This window comes from uncultured Rothia sp. (genome assembly GCF_963507905.1).
In the GTDB taxonomy this organism is placed as follows: Bacteria; Actinomycetota; Actinomycetes; order Actinomycetales; family Micrococcaceae; genus Rothia.
Genome location: NZ_CAUOUU010000005.1, coordinates 42,534 through 57,351, shown reverse-complemented (window position 1 = coordinate 57,351; position 14,818 = coordinate 42,534). Strand labels below are relative to the sequence as shown.

General features: G+C 61.4%; 12 protein-coding genes. 10 read left to right on the top strand and 2 right to left on the bottom strand.

Annotated elements, in window-relative coordinates; genetic code table 11:
• The first annotated feature begins 426 nt into the window (after positions 1–426).
• Positions 427–1,797 carry a hypothetical protein gene (locus RQ593_RS04700; protein ID WP_294626319.1) on the top strand — a complete coding sequence of 457 codons (1,371 nt, stop codon included), beginning with the start codon at positions 427–429 and terminating at the stop codon, positions 1,795–1,797.
• A 177-nt stretch (positions 1,798–1,974) separates the two neighbouring features.
• Here the strand turns inward: RQ593_RS04700 and RQ593_RS04695 are convergent, their stop codons facing one another.
• Positions 1,975–2,601, bottom strand: a complete 627-nt coding sequence (locus RQ593_RS04695) for an isochorismatase family protein (protein WP_070690107.1) — start codon at positions 2,599–2,601, stop codon at positions 1,975–1,977.
• Positions 2,602–2,689: 88 nt separating this feature from the next.
• A complete protein-coding gene (locus tag RQ593_RS04690) occupies positions 2,690–3,988 on the bottom strand; it encodes a nicotinate phosphoribosyltransferase (protein WP_311449937.1) in 1,299 nt (432 codons plus the stop codon).
• A 228-nt stretch (positions 3,989–4,216) separates the two neighbouring features.
• On the opposite strand from RQ593_RS04690, the gene clpS reads away from it, so the two are divergent.
• The 9 genes from clpS to RQ593_RS04645 all read left to right on the top strand — a co-directional run bounded on the left by clpS (position 4,217) and on the right by RQ593_RS04645 (position 14,812).
• A complete protein-coding gene (gene clpS, locus RQ593_RS04685; RefSeq protein ID WP_070593485.1) occupies positions 4,217–4,537 on the top strand; it encodes an ATP-dependent Clp protease adapter ClpS in 321 nt (106 codons plus the stop codon).
• Positions 4,537–5,157, top strand: coding sequence for a DUF2017 domain-containing protein (locus RQ593_RS04680; protein ID WP_311449936.1), 621 nt, complete (start codon positions 4,537–4,539; stop codon positions 5,155–5,157). The genes clpS and RQ593_RS04680 overlap by 1 nt, the downstream gene beginning before the upstream one ends.
• Before the next feature lie 159 nt (positions 5,158–5,316).
• Positions 5,317–6,372: a glutamate racemase gene (gene murI, locus RQ593_RS04675; protein ID WP_049357660.1), complete on the top strand. Its 1,056-nt coding sequence runs from the start codon at positions 5,317–5,319 to the stop codon at positions 6,370–6,372.
• Positions 6,363–7,256 carry an MBL fold metallo-hydrolase gene (locus RQ593_RS04670; RefSeq protein WP_005507828.1) on the top strand — a complete coding sequence of 298 codons (894 nt, stop codon included), beginning with the start codon at positions 6,363–6,365 and terminating at the stop codon, positions 7,254–7,256. Before murI ends, RQ593_RS04670 begins: the two co-directional genes overlap by 10 nt.
• A 160-nt stretch (positions 7,257–7,416) precedes the next feature.
• Positions 7,417–8,148, top strand: a complete 732-nt coding sequence (gene rph / locus RQ593_RS04665) for a ribonuclease PH (RefSeq protein WP_005506419.1) — start codon at positions 7,417–7,419, stop codon at positions 8,146–8,148.
• Positions 8,149–8,186: 38 nt separating this feature from the next.
• A complete protein-coding gene (locus RQ593_RS04660) occupies positions 8,187–8,843 on the top strand; it encodes a non-canonical purine NTP pyrophosphatase (RefSeq protein ID WP_311449935.1) in 657 nt (218 codons plus the stop codon).
• A gap of 321 nt (positions 8,844–9,164) precedes the next feature.
• A complete protein-coding gene (locus RQ593_RS04655) occupies positions 9,165–10,394 on the top strand; it encodes a peptidase E (RefSeq protein ID WP_311449934.1) in 1,230 nt (409 codons plus the stop codon).
• 223 nt (positions 10,395–10,617) lie between these two features.
• Positions 10,618–12,720 carry a DNA topoisomerase IV subunit B gene (locus RQ593_RS04650; RefSeq protein ID WP_311449933.1) on the top strand — a complete coding sequence of 701 codons (2,103 nt, stop codon included), beginning with the start codon at positions 10,618–10,620 and terminating at the stop codon, positions 12,718–12,720.
• Between the two features lie 520 nt (positions 12,721–13,240).
• Entirely contained in the window at positions 13,241–14,812 is a 1,572-nt protein-coding gene (locus RQ593_RS04645; RefSeq protein WP_311449932.1) for a cytochrome ubiquinol oxidase subunit I, read from the top strand.
• Positions 14,813–14,818 lie beyond the last annotated feature (6 nt).

The following is a 14,818-nucleotide window of genomic DNA, read 5'->3' as shown; positions in this document are numbered from 1 at the left end:
CCGCTTCTGAATTCTCATTAGGTGCGGGAGAACCGGCCCCTAAGTTTTAGTCCCTCCAGGGGCGCATCTGCGCGCATCTGACATGAGGACTGTGTGCTTCTCTGGCGAGTGGTCTCTTGGTGTATTTTGGCCACTCACGGAGAACGCCATTGAGTGATGTCTCGTTGAGTCTCAACGATGAAACCAATGGCTTTTGAGGAAAAGGTTGGTAGTAATGCGCCAACCTGAAGGCCCGCAGGCACTTCGGTGTCTGCGGGCCTTTGCTATGCCCGGGAAATGCTGGGTTGGGCGAGGTCATAGCGTGGCGAGTTGAGAATGTTTTTCAGGGTCTATACTCTAGAAAATGAATATTGCACTCAGTGCACAAAGGTGTAAATTACTCACTCTACTCAACCCGCACCCTCAACCCTCATGAAAGAAAACCTCATGCCCCACAACGCACACCCCACCCGCCGCACCATCCTCACTGGCGCAGCATGGGCACTGCCCATCATCGCAACCTCCGCCGCCGTACCCGCATACGCCGCCAACAATACGCAGACCGGCACCTCCCACACCATCAAGGGCCAGGCAAACGGCCGCAAGACCGTCAAGACCTTCACTGTCCCGGCGGGCGTACGCGAACTCAGCTTCACCCTCACCGGCGGTGCAGGCGGCACCGTCATGGCACGCAGCCAGGGCGGATGCGGCGCCAAGGTCACCGGCACCGTCAGCGTCACCCCCGGCGCAACCGTAGAAATCATCGCCGCGGCAGGCGGCATCGGAGTGCTCGAGCGCGTCACCCGCAACGGCGCAAGCTGGAACGAATCCAAGCCCGCAACCGGCGGCGAAGGCTACGGCAAGGGCGGCTCCTCCGCCGCTCAGGTCACCGTTCCCGCAGGCCCGAAGGCTATTATCGACGCGGCAAACCCCCGCACCTACGGCAACCCCACCGCGGGCGACGGTGCACCCCACACCCACTTCAAGCGCAGCATTTACGCCGCATCCGGTGGTGGCTCCTCCGCACTGCTGATCAACGGCACCGTGGTTGCTATCGCAGCAGGTGGCGGCGGTGGACACGTGCGTAACTCCAGCTCCACCGCACCGCTGCCCGGCTCCAGCTACGCCATCAGCCCGGTCTGCGGCCTGGAATGGGTGCGCGGCGGCTCCGGCGGCAACGCAGAAGCCGCCATGGGCTATGAAGGTGCTGCCGCAAGCGACGCCTACAGCGTCGAGGCGAACCTGCAGATCATCGCAACCCCCGGCACGGGTGGCTCCGGCGGTCGAGGTGGCATGGGTGCTATCCCCAATAGCCTGCCCACCGGCGACCACGGTCTGGTCGGCTTCGGTTCCCAGAACAAGCAGGTCATCCACAGCACCAGTACCGCGGGCGCAACCGGCGGTAACGGCTTCAACGCAAACGGTGCGGACGGCGTGGGCGCATACGCCTACCAGTACGACAAGAACGACCCGGCGAACCTGACCGGCACCGCAACCGCGCGAACCACCAGCATCACCATCAGCAAGAACTTCTTCGGCTACCAGACCGTGGTTTCTGCTGGCGGCGGCGCAGGCTACGGTGGCGGCGGTTCCGGCGCGGCGAACGCAGTTTCGGCAATCATCATCTCGCAGCAGTGGTGCAACAACCCGAAGAACCCGCGCCGCGCGGTCGGCTACGTTCAGCAGGGTGGCGCCGGTGGTGCTGGCGGCTCCTACCTGGCGCCGAGCGTGCGTAACGGCGCGATTGTTGGCACTAAGGAGGCGCCGGTCGGCCCGAACGTTCGCGTGAACGGCATGGCGGAGGTTCGCTTCAAGTAAGCGGCTCGGTTGACTAAGTAGCCTCAGCTACTCGGTTTGTATTGCTCGATGAGCCGCGGGCACGCTAAGAGGCGGGGAGCCTGGGATGTACTATCCCAGGCTCCCCGCCTCTGTATATTCAGTGCCCGGTATTCAGTGCCCGCCTAGATGGCGAGTCACCGGCAGAGCTGGTGGAGGTTAGAGAACCTCAACCACCTCAACGCCCTCATTTTCAAGTTCGGCAACCACGTCGTCGAGCTTGTCCTCGTGCACGGGCGCGGTCAAGTCAAGCAGCACGCGGGTCTCGTAGCCTGCATCGACCGCGTCACGAGCGGTTGCAAACACGCAATAATCGGTGGCGATACCAACAACGTCGACGAACTCGATGCCGCGCTCATCCAGCCACTCCGACAGGGGAGTCTGCGGGCCGTCCTCGGACGCATCCGCACCAGGCTCGTGTTCGCCGGTTGCGACCTCATCCTCGGGAGCGAGAAGACCCTCAAAACCCGAGTACGCTGCCTCGAAGCGGCCCTTACGGAAGTACGCCTCAATGTAGTCGGTGTCCAGGTTCTCGTGAATCTGCGCGCCTTCGCTCTTCGCCACGCAGTGCACCGGCCAGGAGTCAACGTAGTCGGGGGTCTCAGAGAAGTGCGAACCCGGCTCAATGTGCCAGTCCTGGGTGGCGACAATCGCGTCGTAGCGGTGGTGGTTGTTCTCCACGTATTCGCTAATCAGCGCGGCAACGTCCGCACCGCGCTCGGTGGCGAGGGCGCCGCCGGCGCAGAAATCGTTCTGCACGTCAACAATAATCAGTGCCTTAGACATGTCTGTCCTTTACAAGTAGGAATGAGTTTTCACTCTGGTTCGCCAGGTGAAGATTCGCCAGGTGAAAACAGTATCTCAGAAGGGTGGTTTAGATGAACTCGGTCGGAATGATCGGCTCACCCTCCGAGAGGCGGCGGGCAGCTTCGGGAAGCTCAGCCAGGGAGGCAGCGTGGCGGGCGGTCGCGCGGCGCACGCCTTCCTCACCGGTGAAGCCGGGGAGCAGTTCGCCGTTGCGGACGAAGTCCACCATGAGCGGGCGGGTGTCCTCAAGCAGGTTCGGGTCCTCGTGGGTGCCCAGAACCTCGGCGGTCGCGATGCCCATGCCGTTGAGGCGGCGGGCGGCACGCTTGGCGCCACCGATGGATGCCTTGCCAGCGGAAGCCTTGGCGACCGGCTGCATTTCGCCAGCGGAGTTCTCGCGCTCAACAACCTTGTACACCATGGAGGAGGTCGGCGCGCCGGAGCCGGTGACCAGCTTGGTGCCCACGCCGTAAGAGTCCACGGGTGCTGCCGCCAGGGATGCGATGGCGTACTCGTCCAGGTCGCTGGTGACGGTGATCTTGGTGTGGGTGTTGCCGAGCGAGTCGAGCAGTTCACGTACACGTGCCGCGGTGGCGACCAGGTCGCCGGAGTCCAGGCGCACACCGCCGAGCTCTTCACCGGCGAGTTCCACGCCAAGGCGGACCGCATCGTCCACGTTGTAGGTGTCCACGAGCAGGGTGGTGCGGGCGCCGAGGGAGCGCAGCTGCGCCTCGAATGCTTCACGTTCGCTGTCGTGCAGCAGGGTGAAGGCGTGGGCGCTGGTGCCGATGGTGTGCAGACCGTAGCGCAGACCAGCCTCCAGGTTGGAAGTGCCCGCGAAGCCCGCAATGACGGCGGCGCGTGCAGCGGAGACTGCGGCGCGTTCGTGGGCGCGGCGCGAACCCATTTCGAGGCAGGGTCGGTTGCCAGCGGCGGCGCTCATACGGGAGGCGGCGCTCGCCACGGCGGAGTCAAAGTTCAGGATGGACAGCAGGTAGGTTTCGAGGACGCATGCCTCGGCGAAGGTGCCTTCGACCTGCAGGACGGGGGAGTGGGGGAAGAATGCTTCGCCTTCTGCGTAGCCGCGGATGTTGCCGCTGAAGGTGAAAGATTCGAGGTAGGAGAGAGTTTCTTTGTTGACGATGTTGCGGGAGGAGAGGAAGGAGAGTTCTTCGTCGTTGAATCGGAAGTTTGCGAGGCCTTCGAGGAATCGGCCGGTGCCTGCGAGGACGCCGTAGCGGCGGCCTGCGGGCAGGCGGCGAGTGAAGACTTCGAAGGTGCACTTACGGTTGGCTGCGCCGGAGGCGAGTGCCGCCTGGAGCATGGTCAGTTCGTAGTGGTCGGTGAGAAGGGAGGTAGTAGCCATGTGTTTATTGTAGTGGGGGATTAGGGTATTTTTCCTATTAATTCGGCGTGTCAATCACTACATAAAGTATTCTTGACTCTAAGTGCTGTAGTATGACAAATTACCAGCACTCTGTGCGGGAGCAACGCAGGACGAACACCGCAGTAGTGCAGGACGAACACAGGGGTCACACAGGGGCAACACATACCCGCCCGTATAATCAAAGGGAACCGGCCGCAAAGGAAACCAATGAACACTACCGCCGTGACCCTCTCCACCGGAACCCTCGAGGACACCGACCTCGACACCGCCTTGGAGAACATCCTCGCCGCAGACATCCCCTGGAACGTCATCGTCTGGAACGACCCCGTCAACCTCATGACCTACGTGTCCTACGTTTTCCGTAGCCACTTTGGCTACTCCCGTGCCCGCGCCGAAGAACTCATGCTGCAGGTGCACAACAACGGCAAGGCAATCGTCTTCACCGGCTCCCGCGAAGACGCCGAAAAACACACCCAGGCAATGCACGCCTGGGGCCTGCTGGCAACCTTCGAGAAAGTAGAAAACTAATGGCGCGACCCTTCCGCCGCACCCCCGGAGGCTACACCGCCTCCTTCGAACCCGCCGAACGCGACCTGATCCGTGAACTCGCCGAAGATGTGCGCGCGCTACTGCGCCCGGCAGATACCACCGCCGACGGCGGCACCGTCGACCCGCTGGAGGCGCTGGTCGGCATCACCGAAAACCCCACCATCCCCGCCGACAGCGCCGTAGCACGCCTACTCCCCGCCGCAAGCAGCGACGACGAGGCCGCCACCGAATACCGCCGCTACACCGAACGCGACCTGCGCGAAGCTAAACGCGCGAACCTCGCCATGCTCGCCTTCGACATTGAGTCCAGCGACCTGCGCCTGAACGAAGAACACGCCCGCGCCTGGGCTGCTGCGCTCGGCGATATTCGCCTGGTGCTCGCCGACCGCCTCTACATCGTGGACGAAGACACCGCAGAAGATATTGCGGCGTTCACCGACCCTTCCGAGATTGAGACCCAAGAAGAGTACATGGCTGTGGTGTACAACTTCGTCTCCTGGGTTCAGGACTCGCTCATGCTCGCCATGCTCGACGGGCTGGACGACGAAGAAACGACCGGCGGAGTATTTGGCGAGGCAAATGGCAGGGAAAAAGAGTAAGAATAGAACGAATTTTTCAAATTCCCCTCAAACTATCGTCATATACAACCACATAATGGTGGTTCTCGACTCATCTAACCGCTCAACGGACTAAAAGGGTAACCTTAGCGAGTTAGCATAGAACGTGGTACCCGACCGATAACGAAGTGTAGGTGACACATGAGTGACAGCATCGACGCAACAAATCCCTACCGTGCCCGCACCCCCTGGGGAAGCCCCGCGCCCGTAGGCCCCACCGCCGCGGCACCCATCGGCGTCTTCGACTCCGGCGTTGGCGGACTCACCGTGGCACGCGCCATCATGGACCAGCTGCCTCACGAACGCATCATCTACGTCGGCGACACCGCCCACGGCCCCTACGGCCCCCTCAAAATCGCAGAAGTACGCGCCAACGCCCTGCGCATCATGGACGAACTCGTAGACTCCGGCGTGAAAATGCTCGTCATCGCATGCAATACCGCCTCTGCAGCGGTGCTCCGCGATGCCCGCGAACGCTACACCCGCCAGTACGGCATCCCCGTCATCGAGGTGATCCAGCCCGCCGCCCGCCGTGCGCTCGCCGCAACCCGCAACCGCAAGATTGGCGTGATTGCGACGGAGGCGACCGTCACCTCCCGCGCCTACGAGGACACTTTCGCAATCACCCCGAACCTTGAGGTGCACTCGGTGGCGTGCCCGCGCTTCGTGGAGTTCGTGGAGAAGGGCATTACCTCCGGCCCCGAGCTGCTGGAGACCGCCCGCGAGTACCTGCAGCCGCTCAAGGACGCCGGCGTGGACACCCTCGTGCTCGGCTGTACCCACTACCCGCTGCTGGCCGGCGTGATTTCCTACATTATGGGTGAGGATGTCACCCTGGTGTCCTCCGCGGATGAGACCGCGAAGGACGTGTACCGCGAACTGCTCAACCACGCCATTGAAAGCCCGGTCCCCGAGGAAAACCCGCACCACGAATTCCTCGCCACCGGCGAATCTGAGACGTTCTCGCAGCTGGCACGCCGCTTCCTCGGCCCCGAGGTCACCAACGTGCGCCACACCAGCTCCGTGGCGGAACGCTACCCGACCGGCTCGCTGGCGGCACTCACCCCCGAAATGCTTGCGGCACACCGCAGCATCACCCTCGACGATGACGCGGCAGAATCCGACCAGGCAGCCGAATCTACCGCAGGCACTGAATTTTCTGGCACCACCACTAAGGACGACACCTCATGCGTCTAACCGTTATCGGTTGCACGGGCTCCTTTCCCGGCCCCGTCTCACCGGCTAGTTGCTACATGCTCACCGCCACGGACTTCGCGGGTCGAACCTGGCGCATCATCATGGACATGGGCAACGGCTCCCTCGGCATGCTCCAGCGCCATATCGACCTGAGCGATATCGACGCGATTCTGATTTCGCACCTGCACCCGGACCACTGCATCGACCTGTCCGGTCTGCACGTGGCGGTCAAGTGGGATCCGCGCGGCTGGCCCAAGGGCCGCATTCCGCTGTACGGTCCCGCCGCGATTAACGAGTACCTTTCGGCGACTCACGGCCTGGACCCGGACCCGGGCATGAGCACCGAGTTTGAGTACCACACCTGGACTGAGGGTGAGCCCGTGCAGATTGGTCCCTTCCGCGTGGAGCCGTTCCGTGTGGTTCACCCCTCGAAGGACCCGTACGCGCTGCGCATCACCTGCAATGACCGCGAGGGTCACACCGTGTTCTCGTACTCGGGCGATACCGACCTGTGCGAGGGCCTGGTTAAGGCTGCGCGCGGTGCTGACCTGTTCCTCTGCGAGGCAGCCTACCAGGAGGGTCGCGACGACGCCCTGCGCGGTATTCACCTGACCGGCAAGCGCGCCGGCGAGGCTGCCACGGAGGCGGGCGTGCGTAACCTGCTACTGACCCACCTGCCCGTGTGGAACGACCCGGACATCGCCCGCGCGGAGGCGCGCAGTGCTTTCTCCGGCCCGGTCGGCATCGCCGAAATGGCGGCAAGCTACCGCATCTACCCGCGCCCGACGGAGGCTCACCCGGTCACGTCCACCCTGAACGTGGTGGAGGTGCTTGATCCGCCGCTGAACACCGCGATTGCGCTCCCTAAGCCAGAGCTAGATTAGGCGAAGCCCGAGATGGACTAGACCAAACCCGAGCTTGGCTAAAACGAGCTGGACAGTGCTAAAACTAGCTGGACTAGCGAAACTGCACTCAGCCTGCCCACCTTTCGACATAGATTCAACAGACAGACACAGATCCCGCAGACAGATTCAAGGAGAACCCATGACTGCAACCCGCGAAGACGGCCGCGCCCTCAACGAACTGCGCCCCATCACCATTACCCGCGGCTGGTCCCGCAACGCTGAGGGTTCCGCCCTCATCGAGTTCGGCAACACCCGCGTGCTGTGCACCGCATCCTTCACCGAGGGTGTGCCGCGCTGGCTCAAGGGCGAAGGTAAGGGCTGGGTGACCGCAGAGTACGCGATGCTACCGCGCGCCACCAACACCCGTTCTTCGCGCGAGTCGCTGAAGGGCCGCGTGGGCGGCCGCACCCACGAGATTTCTCGCCTGATTGGTCGCTCCCTGCGTGCGGTCATCAACATGGATGAGCTGGGCGAGAACACCATCGTGCTCGACTGTGACGTTCTGCAGGCTGATGGTGGCACCCGCACCGCTTCTATTACCGGTGCGTACGTGGCGCTGGCTGACGCTATTTCTTGGGCGAAGGAGCAGAAGATTCTGCCCGCTAAGGCGAACCCGCTGATCGATTCGGTGTCCGCAATTTCGGTGGGCATTATTGACGGCACCCCCATGCTGGATCTGCCCTACACCGAGGACGTGCGCGCCGAGACCGACATGAACGTGGTCGTCACCGGTAGCGGTAAGTTCGTTGAGGTTCAGGGCACCGCCGAGGGCGCGCCTTTCGACCGCGACGAGCTCAACAGCCTGCTCGACCTGGCGCTGGAAGGCACCGCCGAGCTGGCTCAGATTCAGCGTGAAGCACTGGCACACTAACCCGTCCCAGTAACTAGTTCCGTCGACAAGGAGAAACTATGGCAGACGCAAAGATTGTTCTGGCAAGCCACAATAAGGGCAAGCTCAAGGAACTGCGTGAAATTCTGCGCGGACGCATTGACGACCTGGACGTTGACACCCAGGTGGTTGACGCCTCCAGCGTGAACGCACCCGACGTTCCCGAGACCGGCGTGACCTTCGCTGAGAACTCCCTGCTGAAGGCGCGCGCTGTTGCCGAGGCAACCGGCCTGGTCGCTATTGCTGATGATTCCGGCCTGTCGGTGGATGTGCTCAACGGCGCTCCCGGTATTTTCTCGGCGCGCTGGGCGGGTAGCCACGGTGACGATTCCGCGAACCTGAACCTGCTGCTGGCTCAGCTGAGCGATATTCCTGCCGAGCACCGCGGCGCGAAGTTCTGCTGCGCGGCCTCGGTTGCCTCCCCGAGCGGTTTTGAGGCGGTCGAGTACGGCGAGCTGCCCGGCGAGCTGCTGACCGCACCGGCGGGGGAGGGCGGCTTCGGTTACGACCCGATTCTGCGCCCCGTGGAGCTGAACGGTGAGAACGCCCTGTACGAGGGGCAGTACGCTGGCAAGTCTTGCGCTGAGATTCCCGCCGAGATTAAGAACTCGATTAGCCACCGTGCGCGTGCTTTTGAGGCGCTGATTCCTCAGATTGCTGCTGCGCTGACCTCCTAAAACCGCTGTCTAAAACCGTCGCTGAGACGCCAGAGCATACTCGCTGTGCCGCTCTGACTGTGCCGCTCTGTTGGGTGGAAACGCGGGGTTGGGTGCGATTTTTTCGTGCATCCCCCTAAAATCCCCCACAGGGATACCAATTAAAGGCACAATAGGTAGAGAAGCTTTACCTCAAGGTTAGTGACACCAAAGAAAACTCGTCTACTGAAGGTACCTTCGGCAGACGAGTTTTGCTATTGAAGAGCCTTTCAGCGGGGCATCTGCCCGACGCTTGCTGTCACCGACCGCGGTAGAAAAACCTGCAGCGAAAGAGACACACCGATGCTCATCCTTCTTCTGCTGATGGCACTCGCCCTTGCCGCCGGATGCTGGGCATACTCCTACGTGTGGCGCGGACTGAACCGCCGCGTCATTGCCGCCGTGAAGGTGGTCGATCCGATGATTACGCTCGGCCCGTACGTCATGGCGGCGTGGGTGGCGTTTATGGCTCTGATCGCCACGAATATCTGGGCGACCGGAACCCTGCACACTGTGCTGACTATTATTTTCTGCGTGGTTGCCGCAGGGTGCCTCGGCTGGGCTGGATTCTGGCTGCTCATGCACTGCCTGGGCGGGCAGACCCCGGGCAAACGCCCGATGTGGTGGCGCGAGGCGGTTGCCGCGAAGTTCGCCTGGCGTAACCTCTCGCGCATGCCCGCCTACCTGGGTGCTCGCACCAGCATCCTGCCGGTGGAGAACCCGCGTCTGACCAAGCCGTATTCGGGGTCGTGGACTCGCCCGCTCGGTGCGACCATGCCCGGGTACAGCTCCAACGGCGAGTTTATTGAGGGCTTTGACGAGTTCGGTCGCAAGATGCCGCATATCTACCCTGTAGGCCCTGAACCGACCATTTTTGAGATGGCGCGCTGGGGTAAATCGGTCAGCTCCGATCAGCTGCTGACGACCTTCCTGCCGACAGCTCCGTTTGAGCGTCTGCGTCTGCCCGGCACCATGACGGGCCCCTTCACCTTTGCGGGGGAGGTGCCGCACGGTGCGGTGACGAAGTGGCCTCGCCGCAGCGGCGCAAACCGAGCCTTCGGCTCCTACGCTCGTCTGGGTGAAATCACCGAACGTAAGGTGGAGCTGCTGGTCGACCACCGCATCATTGCGGCGTTGCAGACCACCCGCGAAAGCTACGAACGCCGACACAGCTGGATGCTCGCCTTCACCGATATCGCAGACGGCGACTTCACAATGGACGCCGATGAGAACGGCAACCTGCGCATCACCTTCGGCATGGTCACCGAGGGTTACGAGACTCCGTGGGTTTTCACCAGCACCCTGAAAGACAGCCCGCGCTTGCGCCGCAAGGTACGCCACGCCATGAGGGAACGCCGCGTGCTCAAGCAGAGTAGCGGCGAGCTGATGGACTGGTACTTCGTGCCGAAGCTCAGCGAATTCCCGCACGGCCCGGTCACGAATGAGCTTCCCGAAGAGTTCTACTTCAAGTCCAATATCATGGTCACGAACCGTCACGAGAGCTCCTCGCGCGCCTCGGGTGAGGCACACTAGGGGAAGGAACGTGGGAGCAGAGCAGCGCATTAGCGGTGACTGTCTTAATCACTCTTTTCCCCAAGCCACGCTAGAATAGAGTTCCGAACGTTGAACGCTCTGCGGGGCACGACACGCGTCGTGCCCCGCTGTCGTTCTGCCCCCGTAGCACTTGAGCCGGACTCGCACTCCGCACGGTGGCACGCGTTCACCACCGCAGACATATTCACCCGAAAGGATTCCCGTGGCGTCTTCGAACTACACCGCCCGTCACCTCTCCGTGCTGGAAGGTCTGGAAGCTGTACGCAAACGCCCGGGCATGTACATTGGCTCCACCGATTCGCGCGGTCTGATGCACTGCCTCTGGGAGATTATCGACAACTCGGTGGATGAGGCGCTCGCCGGTTTCGGCCAGTCCATTCAGGTCATTCTGTACCGTGACGGTTCGGTTGAGGTGCGCGATGATGGCCGCGGCATCCCCACCGATATTGAGCCGCGCACCGGCCTGTCCGGTGTGGAGGTCGTGTTCACCAAGCTGCACGCCGGCGGTAAGTTTGGCGGCGGCTCCTATAACGCATCCGGTGGTTTGCACGGTGTGGGCGCTTCCGTGGTGAACGCGCTGTCTTCCCGTCTGGACGTGCAGGTGGACCGTGGCTCGAAGACCTACCAGATGTCCTTCCGCCACGGCATTCCCGGCTTCTTCGAGTCCGGCCGCACCCCCAAGCCCGATGATCCGTTCACCCCCGCAACCGAGGGCACTGACGCCCTGCAGATTGTGGGTCGCGCTAAGCGTGGCGTGACCGGAACCCGTGTGCGCTATTGGGCCGACCCGCAGATTTTCACCCCCGACGCTAAGTTCAGCTACGAGGACTTGGCTGCTCGTGCGCGCCAGACCGCGTTCCTCATTCCGGGTCTGCGTATTTGCATTCGCGATGAGCGCCGCCTGCCCGGCACCCCCGGCGAGTTGGAGCCCCACGAGGAAGTCTTCCAGTACGACGGCGGCATTAGCGAGTTCGTCGAGTTCTTGGCACACGATGAGCGCATTACCGACACTTGGCGTTTTAGCGGCAGCGGCTCTTTCACCGAGACCGTGCCCGTGCTGGGTGAGGACGGCCGCTCGCAGCTGACCGATGTGGAGCGCGATTGCGAGGTTGACGTTGCCCTGCGCTGGGGTATTGGCTACGAGACGACGGTCCGTAGCTTTGTGAACATTATTGCCACCCCCAAGGGCGGTACTCACACTACCGGTTTTGAGCAGGGCCTGTTGCGCGTGATGCGCAAGCACCTTGCCGATAACGCCCGCAAGTACAAGGTGGGTAATGACAAGATTGAGAAGGACGATGTGCTCGCCGGCCTAACCGCCGTGCTGACTGTGCGTCTTGCCGAGCCGCAGTTTGAGGGTCAGACCAAGGAGATTCTGGGTACTCCGGCGGTTCGCCAGATTGTCTCGAAGGTCGTGGGTGATGCCCTGAAGGCTCGCCTGGAGTCGACCGCCCGTGCGGAGAAGGCTCAGGCGGCCGCTCTGTGCGAGAAGGTCGTCTCTGAGATGAAGACCCGCGTCTCGGCGCGCATCCATAAGGAAACTCAGCGCCGTAAGACCGCGCTGGAGTCTTCGTCCATGCCCACCAAGCTGGTGGATTGCCGTTCGACCAATGTTGAGCATTCTGAGCTGTTCATTGTGGAGGGTGACTCGGCGCTGGGTACGGCGCGTCTGGCGCGTTCTTCCTCGTACCAGGCTCTGCTGCCGATTCGCGGTAAGATCCTGAACACTCAGCGTGCTTCGGTGACTGATGTGCTCGCGAATGCTGAGTGCGCGGCGCTGATTCAGGTGATCGGTGCGGGCTCGGGTCGTACCTTTGACCTGGACTCTGCTCGCTACGGCAAGGTCATTATGATGACCGATGCGGACGTGGATGGTGCCCACATTCGTACCCTGCTACTGACCCTGTTCTACCGTTACATGCGTCCGCTGATTGAGGCGGGTCGCGTGTACGCTGCGGTTCCGCCTCTGCATCGCGTGGAGGTGGTGCGCCGCGGCAAGCCGAACGAGATGGTGTACACCTACTCGGAGAAGCAGCTGCATGAGCTTCTGGATTCTTTGCAGGAGCAGGGTGTGTCGTATAAGGAACCCATTCAGCGTTATAAGGGTCTGGGTGAGATGGACGCTGACCAGCTGGCTGAGACGACGATGGATCCGCGTCATCGCATGTTGCGCCGTATTCGCATTGAGGATGCGGAGGCTGCCGAGCGTGCGTTCTCCCTGTTGATGGGTTCTGAGGTGGCTCCGCGTAAGGAGTTCATCATTGCGGGTGCTCATCAGCTGGATGCCGAGAGCATCGATATGTAGCGTGCGGTGCCTTGTGTGGCATTACGGGGCATTGCGGTACCCTGCGGGGCAGTGGTGGCTGGCGTGTCACATTCCATGAATTTTATGTGAGAATAGTCACGTAATTCTTGGAGATTCCGCGTAAATTTCGCATGAAACAGGCAAATTTAAGCTTTGAGTGCCACTTGAACCACCTGTCATATTCCCGGAATCTGTCACCAAAATTTTGCAGAAAACATTAAAAACTGCAATATTTCACCGAGGTTCCGAAACTACCTCCCAACCCCGCAAGGTGCCATCGTGTCTCATTCCTCTAACCACCCTCACATCGAGGGATAACGTTCAACGTACCTTTAGCGAAACGTCAAACAATAAACGTCCATGCTATGCACAGCCTACTCACAGCTCCTCAGGAAAACCCTGTACCTTAGAAGCATGAGAGACAGTGTGTCAGTAACTCTCGTACGCTCCCCATTGACGGGGAACTACCCGAAATCTGGCACAAGCACACATTAAGTACACACATAGTAAGGACCTATCAATGGATCCCCTTGATTTTGGTAGGTGGCAGTTCGGTATCACCACCGTCTACCACTTCTTCATGGTTCCGCTGACTCTGGGTCTGGGCCTTGTGGTGACCTACCTGTACATTTGCTACGTTCGTACCAAGAAGGACGAATACAAGCGCATGACGAAGTTCTGGGGCAAGCTGTACCTCATTAACTTCGCTATGGGTGTGGCCACCGGTCTGGTTCAGGAATTCCAGTTCGGCATGGCGTGGAGTGAATACTCCCGCTTCGTCGGCGACGTCTTCGGCGCTCCGCTGGCAATGGAAGGCCTCTTCGCCTTCTTCGTTGAGTCGACCTTCCTCGGCCTGTGGATCTTCGGCTGGGACCGCCTCAAGCCCGCAGTCCACGCCTTCTGCCTGTTCATGGCTGTTCTCGGCTCCTGGATTTCTGCATTTTTCATTCTGGTTGCAAACTCCTGGATGCAGCACCCCGTTGGCGCAGAAATGATTGACGGTCGTCCCCGCATGACCGACATTGGCGCAGTGCTGATGAACCCCCTCGCATGGGTGACCTTCTCTCACGTCATCACCGCATCCATCCAGGTTGCCGGTGGCTTCCTGGTCGGTATTGCCTGGTACAAGCTGTGGCGTCGCCGCAAGGACGGCATCGACAAGGTCGTTGACGGCAAGGTCGTCGTTGGTGAGTCCGACAAGGGCGCACGAGACAAGAAGGACTTCCAGGTTTGGCTCAAGTCCCTGCGCCTGGGCGCAGTCGTTGGTCTCCTCGCGTTCGCAGGTGTTGGTGCATCCGGCCACCTGCAGGCACAGATGATGATTCACGAGCAGCCCATGAAGATGGCTGCCGCAGAAGCTGCGTGCCACGACGGTACCGCCTTCTCTGTTCTGACCATCGGCGAGCTCGGCGCTCAGAGCTGTGACAAGATCACCCCCATCATCGAGGTTCCCGGCGTGCTGTCCTTCCTGGCACACGACAACTTCGACACCCCGGTGAAGGGTATTCAGACCCTGCTGCCCGAGTACGAAGCTAAGTTCGGCACCAACCTGCCCAACAACCCGCTCTACGGCGAGCGTGCAGGTCAGAAGATTGACTACCTGCCCTCCCTCGAGGTCTCCTACTGGGGCTTCCGCGGCATGATTGGTCTGGGTGCAGTCGTACTGCCCCTCTACCTCTACGCACTGTGGGTAACCCGTAAGAAGGGCGTTGGCACCGTTCCCGAGTCCAAGCTGCTCAAGAACGTTGCTGTCTGGTCCATCATGGCTCCCTTCTTCGCAATCGCACTGGGCTGGATCTTCACCGAAATGGGCCGCCAGCCCTTCGTTGTGGCTCCGAACCTTCAGGGTGACCCCGCAATCCACCTGTTCACCGCAGCAGCTATCTCCCCGGGTGTTTCCGGTGAAGAAATCCTCTTCTCCCTGCTCACCCTGGGTCTGCTCTACGGCGTGCTGATGGTGGTTGAGGTTTACCTGCTCATCAAGTACGTCAAGGCCGGTGTTGTGGCAGCAATGCCCGAGCTGGTTCAGTCGCCCCACGAGGACGAGTCCAACGACAAGTCCAAGCGCGATGTGCTGGAGTTCGCCTACTAGGCGGGT

Bases quoted from the DNA above. Each gene is read 5' to 3' on its own strand.
- RQ593_RS04695 (WP_070690107.1), bottom strand. From the start codon at position 2,601: ATGTCTAAGGCACTGATTATTGTTGACGTGCAGAACGATTTCTGCGCC.
- RQ593_RS04660 (WP_311449935.1), top strand. From the start codon at position 8,187: ATGGCAGACGCAAAGATTGTTCTGGCAAGCCACAATAAGGGCAAGCTC.
- RQ593_RS04690 (WP_311449937.1), bottom strand. From the start codon at position 3,988: ATGGCTACTACCTCCCTTCTCACCGACCACTACGAACTGACCATGCTC.
- clpS (WP_070593485.1), top strand. From the start codon at position 4,217: ATGAACACTACCGCCGTGACCCTCTCCACCGGAACCCTCGAGGACACC.
- rph (WP_005506419.1), top strand. From the start codon at position 7,417: ATGACTGCAACCCGCGAAGACGGCCGCGCCCTCAACGAACTGCGCCCC.
- RQ593_RS04645 (WP_311449932.1), top strand. From the start codon at position 13,241: ATGGATCCCCTTGATTTTGGTAGGTGGCAGTTCGGTATCACCACCGTC.
- murI (WP_049357660.1), top strand. From the start codon at position 5,317: ATGAGTGACAGCATCGACGCAACAAATCCCTACCGTGCCCGCACCCCC.
- RQ593_RS04680 (WP_311449936.1), top strand. From the start codon at position 4,537: ATGGCGCGACCCTTCCGCCGCACCCCCGGAGGCTACACCGCCTCCTTC.
- RQ593_RS04670 (WP_005507828.1), top strand. From the start codon at position 6,363: ATGCGTCTAACCGTTATCGGTTGCACGGGCTCCTTTCCCGGCCCCGTC.
- RQ593_RS04655 (WP_311449934.1), top strand. From the start codon at position 9,165: ATGCTCATCCTTCTTCTGCTGATGGCACTCGCCCTTGCCGCCGGATGC.
- RQ593_RS04700 (WP_294626319.1), top strand. From the start codon at position 427: ATGCCCCACAACGCACACCCCACCCGCCGCACCATCCTCACTGGCGCA.